This window comes from Streptomyces flavochromogenes (assembly GCF_000717595.1).
GTDB classification, from domain to species: Bacteria; Actinomycetota; Actinomycetes; order Streptomycetales; family Streptomycetaceae; genus Streptomyces; species Streptomyces flavochromogenes.
The window spans coordinates 201,733-212,883 of record NZ_JNZO01000013.1 but is presented as its reverse complement, the minus strand read 5'-3'; the positions used below and the strand labels follow the sequence as shown (position 1 = coordinate 212,883).

At 73.3% G+C, this 11,151-nt stretch carries 9 protein-coding genes and 2 pseudogenes; 8 read left to right on the top strand and 3 right to left on the bottom strand.

The window, feature by feature from the left end; all coding sequences use genetic code 11:
- Positions 1-279 (top strand): annotated as a pseudogene (locus IF00_RS0118055) (sugar kinase); the annotation flags it as partial.
- 18 nt (positions 280-297) lie between these two features.
- Here the strand turns inward: IF00_RS0118055 and IF00_RS0118050 are convergent.
- Positions 298-650, bottom strand: a pseudogene (locus IF00_RS0118050) (helix-turn-helix domain-containing protein); the annotation flags it as partial.
- Between IF00_RS0118050 and IF00_RS0118045 the strand changes: the two are divergent.
- The 5 genes from IF00_RS0118045 to IF00_RS0118025 all read left to right on the top strand — a co-directional run bounded on the left by IF00_RS0118045 (position 598) and on the right by IF00_RS0118025 (position 5,270).
- A complete protein-coding gene (locus IF00_RS0118045) occupies positions 598-813 on the top strand; it encodes a zinc-binding dehydrogenase (protein WP_030319259.1) in 216 nt (71 codons plus the stop codon). The pseudogene IF00_RS0118050 and the gene IF00_RS0118045 sit on opposite strands and share 53 nt — an antisense overlap.
- Before the next feature lie 117 nt (positions 814-930).
- Positions 931-1,662: a carbonic anhydrase gene (locus IF00_RS0118040; RefSeq protein WP_030319258.1), complete on the top strand. Its 732-nt coding sequence runs from the start codon at positions 931-933 to the stop codon at positions 1,660-1,662.
- Between the two features lie 436 nt (positions 1,663-2,098).
- Positions 2,099-2,749 carry a DUF4360 domain-containing protein gene (locus tag IF00_RS0118035; protein ID WP_030319257.1) on the top strand — a complete coding sequence of 217 codons (651 nt, stop codon included), beginning with the start codon at positions 2,099-2,101 and terminating at the stop codon, positions 2,747-2,749.
- 248 nt (positions 2,750-2,997) lie between these two features.
- The gene (locus IF00_RS0118030; RefSeq protein ID WP_030319254.1) at positions 2,998-4,146 is read left to right on the top strand and encodes a tetratricopeptide repeat protein; all 1,149 of its coding nucleotides are present in this window, start codon (positions 2,998-3,000) and stop codon (positions 4,144-4,146) included.
- 71 nt (positions 4,147-4,217) lie between these two features.
- Positions 4,218-5,270, top strand: coding sequence for a polyprenyl synthetase family protein (locus IF00_RS0118025; RefSeq protein WP_030319253.1), 1,053 nt, complete (start codon positions 4,218-4,220; stop codon positions 5,268-5,270).
- Positions 5,271-5,318: 48 nt separating this feature from the next.
- Here IF00_RS0118025 and IF00_RS0118020 read toward each other — a convergent pair whose 3' ends face one another.
- A complete protein-coding gene (locus IF00_RS0118020; protein WP_030319251.1) occupies positions 5,319-5,915 on the bottom strand; it encodes a SixA phosphatase family protein in 597 nt (198 codons plus the stop codon).
- Positions 5,916-5,976: 61 nt separating this feature from the next.
- Positions 5,977-7,206, bottom strand: a complete 1,230-nt coding sequence (locus IF00_RS0118015; protein ID WP_030319249.1) for a PP2C family protein-serine/threonine phosphatase — start codon at positions 7,204-7,206, stop codon at positions 5,977-5,979.
- A 626-nt stretch (positions 7,207-7,832) separates the two neighbouring features.
- Here IF00_RS0118015 and IF00_RS0118010 point away from each other — a divergent pair.
- Together IF00_RS0118010 and IF00_RS0118005 are read left to right on the top strand one after the other, a co-directional pair.
- Positions 7,833-9,470, top strand: a complete 1,638-nt coding sequence (locus IF00_RS0118010) for an alpha/beta hydrolase (RefSeq protein WP_245234555.1) — start codon at positions 7,833-7,835, stop codon at positions 9,468-9,470.
- Positions 9,471-9,485: 15 nt separating this feature from the next.
- Entirely contained in the window at positions 9,486-11,129 is a 1,644-nt protein-coding gene (locus IF00_RS0118005) for an alpha/beta fold hydrolase (RefSeq protein ID WP_030319244.1), read from the top strand.
- Positions 11,130-11,151 lie beyond the last annotated feature (22 nt).

Here is an 11,151-nt window from a genome sequence, read left to right as displayed (position 1 = left end):
CAGCCCGAGCGCATCCTGGTCGGCGGCTGGGCCGGCCTCCAGCTCGGCACCCGCTTCCTCGAAACCGTGTCCGGCTACGCGCGGGAGTACGCCCTCACGCACCCGGCCAGCCGAACCGGCATCGGTCTCGGCACCCTCGGCCCGGAGGCGGTCACCGTCGGCGCGGCCCTGCTGCCGCTCGTCGACTTCTTCGCCCAGGGCGGCCGACGCCCCGAGAGCAAGCCACCGATCCCCGCCCCCGCCTGGCAGTCGGCCCTCCAGGACCGGGTGTCTCCCTGAAGACGACCGGGTCCCGCGTCAGGCGGTGACGGACGCCGGGCGGAAGGTGCGGCGATAGGCCTGGGGTGTGGTCCCGAGGGCGGCGTGCAGGTGTGTGCGGAGAGAGACGCCCGTGCCGAAGCCTGCCCGGTCGGCGACGAGATCGACGGGCCGGTCGGTGGTCTCCAGCAGGTGCCGGGCGAGGTCGACGCGCCGGAGGACGAGCCACTGGCCGGGACTCATGCCGACCTCGGCGCGGAACCGCCGGGTGAAGGTGCGCACGCTGACGTGGGCGTGGGCGGCCACGGCGGCGAGAGCGAGGGGTTCGGCAGGCGTTCCATGGCCCACGCCTGGGTGGGCGCGGTGCCGGCGGCGGTGGGATCGGGGACAGGGCCCGACCACACGGGACTGCGCGAGATCACCTCGCTGGTCGAGGACGGCCGCCTGCGCGTGATCGTCGACCAGGTCTTCCCTCTCGACGAAGCGGCCCGGGCCCATGCCTCGGGTGAGACCGGGCGCACCACCGGCAAGATCGTCCTCGCTGTCATCCCCTGACTTCAAGAGTCGTCAAAGAGGTTCTGAGCGTTGAGCAATGGGTGGAGCAAGGCCCGCCCGGGCGGGCCCACCGGGCCGTACGTTCCTCGTGTGACTCCTCCTTCCTCTGAACCTCACATATCCCAGAGCCCTTCCGCGGCCACGCCCTCCTCGCGCCGCACCCTGCTGCGCACCGCCCTCACCGGAGCGGCGCTGACCGCAGGGTCCTGGGCGTGGGACCTTCCGTCGGCGTCGGCGACGCCTCGGCCGAACGGAAAGCCGCGACCCGCCACGCCCGCAGCGGCCTTACGCGAGCTGAACGCGGGCAACCTGCGCTGGCGCACCCGCCACGAGCGGCACCCTCACGAGTCGCTCGCCGTCCGGAGAGAGATGGTCTCCGGACAGCATCCGTTCGCCGTCGTACTCGGCTGCATCGACTCCCGCGTAGCGCCCGAGCTCGTCTTCGACCAGGGACTGGGCGATCTGCTCACCGTACGTTCCGCCGGAGAGGTCCTGGACGAGGCGGTGCTCGGCAGCGTGGCGTACGGAGTGCTGGAGCTGGACATCCCGCTCGTCGTGGTGCTCGGACACCAGTCGTGCGGCGCCGTGTCCGCGGCCGTCCACGCCGAGCAGACCGGTGAGCGGCTTCCCGCGCACATCCAGTACATCGCCGACCGGATCAAACCCGCGATCGACCACGCTCAGGAGGGCGCCGCCCGCATCGACGCGACCGTCTCGGCGCAGGTGCGGCGGGTGCGGTCGCAGCTCGCCTCGGAGCCCGACCTCGCTCCGAGGATCGGGGCGGGACGGCTCGCGATCGTCGGCGCGCGGTACGAACTGACCAGCCAACTGGTGCACCAGGTCGACTGATTGCCACCCGAACCCACTCCTCGGCCGGTGCACAGGCCGGTCGGCGAGTGGGTGGGCCGGCCCCGGGCCGCAGCCCCGCCTCGCAGGGGTCAAGAGGCGCGTGCGCTCTTCCACGCCAAAAAGTGGGTGGTCCGCGATGCGGTTAATGGCTGGGCGCCACCCTGTCCCGGCGTGCGCGGGCACCTAGCATTCGACCATCCCCGCTCACACCGGCGGGGCGGTCGGACAGAGTTCACACGCATGATAGTTCAACCATTGCCGGTTGGACTACCCCGCTGCGTAGGTCCGGCCTACAGGATTCCCCGCACCAGGTCTCCACCGAAGTAGGTCCGTGACGGCCGCCGCCCCTGAGCGTGGCGCGCCGCATCCCAGCCCGTGGCGCGACGCACCCGTGCGTCCGCGCCCGTCGGGAACCGAAGCACCGGATGGGAGAAACATGAGAGTTCCCCTGCTCGTCAGCGCGGCGGTCGCCGCCCTGTTCGCCTCGGCCCTGCCCGCCCAGGCCGGCCCGGGGTCGATCGTCGACCCGCCGCCGGACAGGATCGTCATCGACATCGCCACGGTGAACGGATCCGGCTGCCCCCTGGGCACCGCCGCCATCGCCGTGTCCGAGGACAACACCGCCTTCACCGTCACCTACAGCGAGTACCTCGCACAGGTGGGCGGCGGATCGTCCCCCACGGCGGCCCGCAGGAACTGTCAGCTGAACCTTCTGGTGCACGTGCCGCAGGGGTTCACCTACGCGATCGCCAGCGCCGACTACCGGGGCTACGCCTCGCTCCAGCGCGGAGCGAGCAGCACGGAGAAAGCCTCGTACTACTTCCAGGGCTCGCCGAACACGGCCTCCCGCACGCACACCTTCAGGGGCCCGTACGAGGACAACTGGCAGGCGACCGACGACACCGACTGGGCCCAACTGGTGTGGGCGCCCTGCGGTGTACAGCGCAACTTCAACATCAACACCGAACTCCGGGTGAACGCCGGCACGTCGAGCCCGGGCGCCACCAGCTACATGACCATGGACTCCACGGACGGTGACATCAGCACCGTCTACCACCTGGCGTGGAAGGAGTGCCCGGCCGGCTGACGCGCGCGGCGGCCGTGGCACCCCGCCGCGGCCGCCGCCCGGCTTCGGCCGCCGCACGGCGGCCCTCCCACACCGCACCGCGCTCCGGCGTCCGTCTCACTGAGGAACCGCGGCTTCCGCGTAGTACTTGAGGATGATCCACTGCCCATACGGAGACGGACATTGCCACCGATGAGGAACCCGGGCCCGGCACAACCGTCTTGATCCACGCGTCGGCTTGATCGTCGAGCCGACCCGAGGAGGTTCTGATGGCAGGTCAGGTGACGGAGATGCCGACGATGGCGTCGGCGCCGGAGTACCAAGGGGCGCTGGGGTCGCTGTCGGTGAACGCCTCCCTGCCCGAGGTACTCGCCCGGGGCGTCCGGGAACTCCGGGCGGCGGAGGAGGCCGGAGACCGGCGGGAGGCCGCGCGCTGCGGGCTGGCCGTGGCGGAGGCATGCCGCAGGCTCGGGCGGATCGATGAGGCCGACCGGGCGTGGAAGGCGAGCTATCGGGCGGCACGTTCGGCCGGTCACGAGGGAGCCATGGCGTGGGCGCTGTGGAGCGGCGGCACACTGGCCCGCCAGCGCGGTGCGCTCAGGCTGGCGTACCGGCTGCTGGGGCTCGCGGCCGAGGCGGGCGAGCGGGGCGGGGACGTCGTCGTGCGGGGCTACTCGCTGGCGGGGCTCGCCGAGACCGGGCGCATCCAGGGCGACTACGAGGCGGTGGGGCGGCTGCACGAACAGCTGCTGGCCGAGGCCCGCCGTCGCGGCGAGGCCCGCCACACGGTCTGGGCCCTGGAGGGCATCGCGCAGATGCACCGCAACACCGGCTCCTACGACAAGGCGCTGGCCCTCTTCGAGGAGGCGGCCGAGACGGCGTCGCGCGCCGAGGACCGACGCGGATGGGCATGGGCCCTGCGGGGCATCGCCGACGTGGTGTCCGTACGGGACGGGGACGTGGAGCGCGCGCTGTCCCTGCTGTCGCGGGCGGAGGAGGCATGCCGGGAGGTACGGCTGGCCGGCGCGCTCGCCTACAACCACAAGATGCGTGGCAACGTGCTGTACCGGGCGGGCCGCTACGAGCAGGCCCGTGAGCTGTACGCGCAGGCCCTTGAGGAGTTCCGCGAGATGGAGGAGCCGAGGGGGACGGCACTGTCGACGCTGGGACTGGTCAAGGCCGACGCCCGACTGGGCCGCGACGCCGCGCACACCGCCGCGGAACTCACCGGACTCCGCACGACGCTGGACCGCATCGGGCTGCGGCACGCCCGGGACATGGTGGACAAGGCCGCGGCCGAGCTGGGTGTCGGCCCACTGCCGGACCCCGCCGGAGACGGACCGGGGGAAGCCGGCCCGGTGCTGCCGGCAGTCGGGGCGGAAGCCCTGCGGAAGGTCGACGTGGAGGGGCTGCGGTGAGTGCCCTCCCGACATCCGCCCGACCGGTCTGCACCCTCACCGGCGCGCCCGGCGCCACGGCCGTGACCGCGGTGAACGGCTCCCGTGTGCACGAGGCCTCGGCGACCGGCCTCCTGGACCGGTGCCGCGACCGGGTGCGGCCCTCGCTGGTGGAGGCGGTGGCCCGGCTGCACCCCTGGACCGGTGAGATGGCGGCGTACGCGCTGGGCTGGGCCGATACGGCGGGAACCCCGGATCCCGGCGGATCCGAGGGCAAGGGCGTGCGGCAGGCGCTCGCCCTGCTCGGGGCGGAGGCGGTCGGCGCGGACGCGGCAGAAGCCGTCCCGGGTGCCGTCGCCGTCGAACTCGTGCACACCTTCTCCCTGCTGCACGACGACATCATGGACGCCGACGCGCTGCGCCGGCAGCGCCCCGCGGTGTGGAAGTCCTACGGGACCGGCCCGGCCGTGCTGGCCGGCGACGCGCTCCTCGCCCAGGCCGTGACGAGCCTGGCGGAGGCCCCGGGACCCTGCACGGGGGCCGCGGTGCGACACCTCTGCGGGACCCTGACCACGCTGGTGTCCGGCCAGGCGGAGGACCTGCGCTTCGAGGACCGCCCTTGGTCCGGACCCGGCGCGGTCGAGCCGGACGAGTACCGGTCCATGGCCGAGCACAAGACAGGCGCCCTGCTGGGCTGCGCGCTCGCGCTCGGCGCGGTCCTCGGCGGCGCCCCCGACCGGACCGTGACCACGCTCGACCGAGCCGGCCGCCACCTCGGCCTCGCCTTCCAGGCGGTGGACGACATCCTCGGCATCTGGGGCGACCCGGGAGTCACCGGAAAACCCGTCCACGCCGACCTCCGGCAGGGCAAGAAGACGTACCCGGTCCTCGTCGCACTGGCCGGCGGAGGCAAGGCCGCACACGAACTCGACGCGCTGCTCGCGTCCGGCCGGCCGATCGACGGCGCGACCGCCGCACGCGTCGCGGCGCTCGTGGAGGAGGCCGGCGGGCGGACCCGGACCCGCGAGGAGGCACGCCGGCACCAGGACGCCGCCCGCCACGCACTGCGAGAGGCGCCGCTGAGGCACTCCGCGGCACGGGAACTGGACGTGCTCTTCACCCACTTGCTCGACCGCACCTGGTGACGTGACGGCGACCGGCGCCCCCGTCGAGGACACGCGGGTGCCACCCGATCAGGACGGGTCGCGCACCCCGCGAGGAATCGCCAGGCCCGTCAGGAGCGCCTCGCCGGGGCGCAGGTCGGTCCACGGGCCGTACAGGGCGAGGAAGGCGATCGCGGACGTCGGGAACTTGGTCCGTACCCGGTCCAGGACGTCCTGGACCGTGCCCGCTGCGGCGGCCGCCCCGTCCGCCCCGGCCGCCAGCAGCAGGACCAGGTCCTCCAGGCCGGGGTTGTGCCCGACCAGGAGCAACGTCCCGACCTCGTCGGACACGCCGTGGAGGACGTCGAGCAGTTCGGGGCCGTCGGCGCCGTACAGCCGCGGGTCGTGACGGGTCGGCACGGCGTCGTCCAGCTCCGCGGCTGCGAGTTCCCAGGTGTGGCGGGCGCGCCGGGCCGGGGAGCACAGGACCAGGTCGGGCGGTCCGCCGGCCTCGGCCAGGAAGCGCCCGACGGCCGGGGCGTCACGCAGCCCGCGCGGACCGAGGGGCCGGTCCCGGTCGGCCACGTTCTCGGGCCAGGCGCTCTTGGCGTGTCGCAGGACCAGCAGTCGGCGCGGTCGGCCGTCGGAGGAGCGGACGTGCTCAGGGGGCTCGGTCGAGGGCTGCACGTCGTCGAGCGTACGGGGTGGGTCGCCGAGCGGCCATGGACGCCACGGGCGGGCCCGCGGTTCAGAGGCGGATGACGACGAGCGCCGTGTCATCGGTGTTGCGGTCGGTGTTCAAGAGGTCCGCGAGGAGGGCGTCGGCCAGAACCTCGGGGTCTTCTCGCCCATGCCTCCGCAGGGAGTCGGCGAGGCGCGCGAGGCCGACGTCGATGTCCTCCGTGCGGCGCTCGATCAGGCCGTCGGTGTACATCACCAGCGTGGCGCCCTCACGGAAGGCAGCGGTCGCCTGGGGGCCCGACACGTGTTCCGGGCGGGCGCCGAGCGGCGGGTCCGTCGCCCGGTCGAGGAAGACCACGTCGCCGCCGGGGGTCAGCAGTGCGGGCGGAGGATGGCCGGCGCTGCTGTACGTGAGGGTGTGGGTGCTCCAGTCGATGAAGGTCGTCGCCACGGTGGACGCCTCGGCGCCCTCGACGGAGCGGGCGTAGAGCCCGAGGACTTCGAGCGCCTGGGCCGGGCCGTCGGCGACGAGCGTCGCCGCGCTCAGTGCGCTGCGCAGTTGTCCTATGACGCAGGCGGCGGTGAGGCCGTGACCCACCACGTCTCCCACGGCCACCGCCATACGGTCCCCGGGGAGGCCGACCAGGTCGTACCAGTCGCCGCACACGTTGAGGCCGCCGACCGCGGGGCGGTAGCGCACGGCCGCCCGATGATGTCCGACGGGCCCGGGGGAGGGGAGCATCGCCGCCTGGAGGGCCAGCGCCACCTTGCGCTCCCGGGCGTGCGCCTTGCGCAGGCGCTCATTGACCTCCTGCAGCTCCCGGGAGCGCGTGTAGAGCTCGGCCTCCAGCCGGGCTGCCTTGGTGGTACCCGCAAGACCGCCACGGGCACGGATGAGCGAAGTGACCTCCTCCACCCGGTGCACGATCAGCACCACCTGATCGTCGGCGCCCAGCACGGGCGCGTTGACCGGGCTCCAGTAGTGCTCCTGCCAGTGGCCGGGCCGCTGGGAATCCTCGATGTCGTAGCGGAGCAGAGCCATGGTGTCGCGCTCGCCGGTGGCGACCACGCGCAGCATCGACGCCTCGGTCTCCCGCATGCCGGCGGCGGCCGGGTCGCCGGGGTTCTCGGGAAAGGCGTCGAAGATGTAGCGGCCGACCAACTCGGCGCGGGAACGCCCGGCGAGACGTGCGAAGTCCTCGTTGACGTCGACGTACACCAGGTCGGGGGTGAGCAGCGCGACCATGCCGGGCAGGGCCTGGAACACGGCTGCGTAGTCGACCTGCTGTACGTTCATTCCGCTGCCCGTCCCGAGGTCGACCGCCGTCGTGTGCTGTTCCACGATAGGAGCGATCGTGTCGCGGCGGCCGAAATGCTGTCCTTCGGAGCCTCGGACCGTCACCTGGTTGGCCCCATGGAGGGGTACGGCGAGGTGGCCGCCGACTGTCGTCGGCACCCGCGCGGCAGGGCGTCGCGGCCGTGCCTGCACGCCGGCCGGCAGAGCGCACCGTCGCGAGCAGGATCCGTGCGTGGCCCACGAGTTCGCGCAGGGCTCGTGGAGTCCGGCGGTGGGTCCGCGCCCTCGGGCACGGCGGTCCGGAGTTCCCGTGCGACGACCCCAGCGGCCGGCCCCGGCTCACCCCGCCCCGGTGGCTGCGACAGCCGGAGGGCCCGGGGCCGCCGCCCCGCCGGGAGCACCCGTACGCCCCGCCGTCCCGGTGGGCCCGCCGGCGGCGAGGGCTGTGCGGCCGCACGGCTCAGCCGACCGCGGCGAACGCCTGCTCCGAGTGGACTCCTTGAGTGGTGAGCCCGCCGGCACGGACGCAAGCTGGCGAGCGCCGACCTCGCCGGACCACGCGGCGGGCGGCCACGCCCACGCCCCCCGGCCCCGAACGGCAGGGGATGTCCGAGAGACGGGATCACATGGCGGAACAGAACATCGGTCCGGACGACCTGCCGTCCGTTCGCGGGAGCGCCCGGACCGTACGGCGCCGGACGGCGCGACACATCCCCCTGGCGAGGAGCCCCCACCGCGCGCGTACCCGGACGGCGCTCGTCGCGGCAGGCCTGGCGGTGATCGGCGCGCTCAGCCCCACCCCCGGCAGCGCGCTGTCACCCTCTGCCGAGGGGCCCGGGCCGGGACACCCGGCACGCTTCGTGCCCGGTCCGTGCCCCGAGGCTCCGGAGCCGATCCCCGGGCGGTGCGGGTTCCTGGAGGTGCCCGAGAACCGCACCCGCAAGAAGACCCGGACCATCCGGACCGCCGTCGTGATCATTCCGGCGACCGCGGCGAAGCCCGCCGCGGACCCGGTGGTGTTCATGGAAGGCGGGCCCGGCGGCGACGCGATCGGGGCCATCCCCTTCCTGATCGCCTCTCAGGTGAACCGGGACCGCGATCTGATCGTCATGACCCAGCGCGGCGCCCTCCACTCGCAGCCGAACCTCGCCTGCCCGGAGATGGACCGGTTCAACGCGACCGCCGTCGGACTGCCCTACGACGCGCCGTCCACCGGACGAGGGCTGGTCCGCGCGGCGAAGCAGTGCCGGGACCGCCTCACGGCCGAGGGAAGCGACCTCTCGGCCTACAACACCACCGAGAACGCCGCGGACTTCGCCGACCTCCGCAAGGCCCTGGGCATCAGGAAGTGGAACGTCTACGGCTACTCGTACGGTACCGACCTGGGCCTCACCTACCTGCGCCGGCACCCCCAGGGCATCCGCTCGCTGGCGATCGACTCGGTCGTGCCGCCGCAGACCGTGAGCCTGCCGTGGGCCTGGGACAGCGCCCAGGAGGGGATCAACGCGATCTTCGCGGCATGTGAGGCCCAGCCCGCCTGCAAGTCCCGCTACCCGGACCTCTCCCGCACGCTCACCGAGCAGGTCCGGCGGCTGGAGGCGAACCCCCTGAAGCTGACCGTGCCGCCGCCCGGCGGCGGAACCCCGGTCAAGGTGGTCCTCGACGGGGGCACGCTGGTGAACCTGCTGGTGACCAACGGTCAACTCGTCCCGTCCGCCGACGTCCCCGCCGCGCTCTACGAACTCGCCGCAGGCGATCCGGAGCGCCTCGCACGGGCCCAGGCCGCCGGCGCGACGCCCGCCATCGGCGAGTTCGCCCACGGGCTGACGCACTCGGTGGCCTGCGCCGAGTGGGCACCGGGCTACTCGAAGCGCGACGTGCTGGAGGCGGGCCGACGCGCCTTCCCCGGCTTCCCGGACTCCGTGCTGGCCCACGCCCCGCAGCTGCCCTTCGAGCACGACCTGTGCCGTGCCTGGAACGTACCGGACCGCACCCCGGTCCAGCGGATCGCCGCCCACAGCAGGGTGCCCGCGCTCATCATCACCGGGACCTTCGACGCGAAGACCGGAGCGAGCTGGGGGCCGTTCGCCGGCCGCACACTGCCCCGCTCGACCGCGGTGATCGTCCCCGGGATCACCCACTGGGTGGTGCCCCAGGAGCCCTGCGCCGCGTCGGTCCTGCGCTCCTTCCTGGCCCGGCCGACCGCGCCCGACACCCGCTGCGTGGCGGATGTCGTACCCAGACCCTTCACCATCATCCCCTGACCCGGAGGACGCACGATGTCCCCTCGCACGACCCCTCGTCGGCGCCCCGCCCGACGGCTACCGGCGACGCTGGCAGGAGCCACGGCCGGCGCCCTCGTCGTCGGCCTCGCCGCGATGCCCGCACACGCCGAGTCCGGCACCGACGTCCCGATCGGCACGGTCGCCCGCACTGTGGGCGACGCCCGCTTCGAACCGGGCCCCTGCCCCAGGACGGCGGACCCGATCCCCGATCTCGCGCGCGCCCGCTGCGGCACCCTCACCGTGCCCGAGAACCGTTCCCGGGCGAACGGACCCCACGGACCCCACGGCCCGAAGGAGTCCAAGGGCCCCAGGGCGCACGAAGGACGCAGGATCACCCTCGCCGTCGCGATCATGCCGGCGGAGTCCAGAAGACCGGCGCCCGACCCGATCGTGTGGCTCGCCGGCGGACCCGGCGACGACGCGGTCTCCGAGATCCCGATGGCGCTGGCCGGCCACCTGAACCGCGACCGTGACGTGATCTTCATGTCCCAGCGCGGCACCTACTCGGCCGACCCGGTGCTCACCTGCCCGAACATCGACGAGTTCAACGCCCGCGCCCTCGGTCTCGTCTCCAACGCGCCGTCCACCGGCCGCCTGCACGTCGACGCCACCCGGGCCTGCCGTGACCGGGTGGACGGCCTGGGCGCCGATCGCAGCGCCTACAACGACATCGAGAGCTCGGCCGACTACGACGTCCTGCGCAAGACGCTGGGCGTCAAGAAGTGGAATGTCTTCGGCATCTCCTACGGCACCCACCTGGCGCTCAACTACATGCGCCTGCACCCGAAGGGCATCAGGTCGGTCGGCATCGACGGCGTCCTGCCGCCGTCCCTGGGCGGCGGAGCCGTCACCTGGAAGGCCGCACGAGAGGGCTTCGACGGTCTGTTCAAGGCCTGTGCGGAGCAGCCCGCCTGCAACACCCGCTACCCGAACCTGAAGGCCGTCTTCCTCCGCCTCGTCAGTGAGCTGGAGGCCAACCCGATCACCACCACCGTCACGGTCCCGGTACACCCGGAGCCGGTGAAGGTCGTGCTGGACGGGAGCAACCTGGTCACCTGGCTGACCTCGGCCACCCACGTGGCGGAAGGAGTGCCCCGCTCCATCGACGAACTCGCCCACGGCAACGGGCAGCGGATCGCCGAGCAGCTCGCGGGCGGCAAGTACAGCCCGCAGGCCATCGGAAGGGTCGCCCACGGGCTGGTCTACGGCATCTTCTGCAGCCAGTGGACCCCGTACGAGAGCCGCGCCGACGTCATCCGGGGCGGACACCGCGCGTTCCCGTCGTTCCCCCGGTCGATGCTGGCCAACGCCCCTCAACTCGCCTGGCTCCACGACGACTGCCGCGCCTGGGACGTCCCCCCGGCACCGCCCTGGATCCGGGACGTGACCCGCAGCGACATTCCCACCCTCGCCCTGTCCGGTGGCTTCGACGCCCAGACCGCCGCCAGCAACGGGGCCTACGTGGCCCGGACGCTGAGCCGGTCCCACGCCGTCACGGTCCCCTACGTGGCCCACGTGGTCTTCGCCGACTCGCCGTGCGCGCAGACGATCACCACCTCGTTCTTCGCCGACCCGGCCGCGCCGGACACCCGTTGTCTGGCGGGCCTCCAGCCGCCGCAGTTCGAGATCGCGCCCTAGGCACGCCCGGCCCCGCACCGGA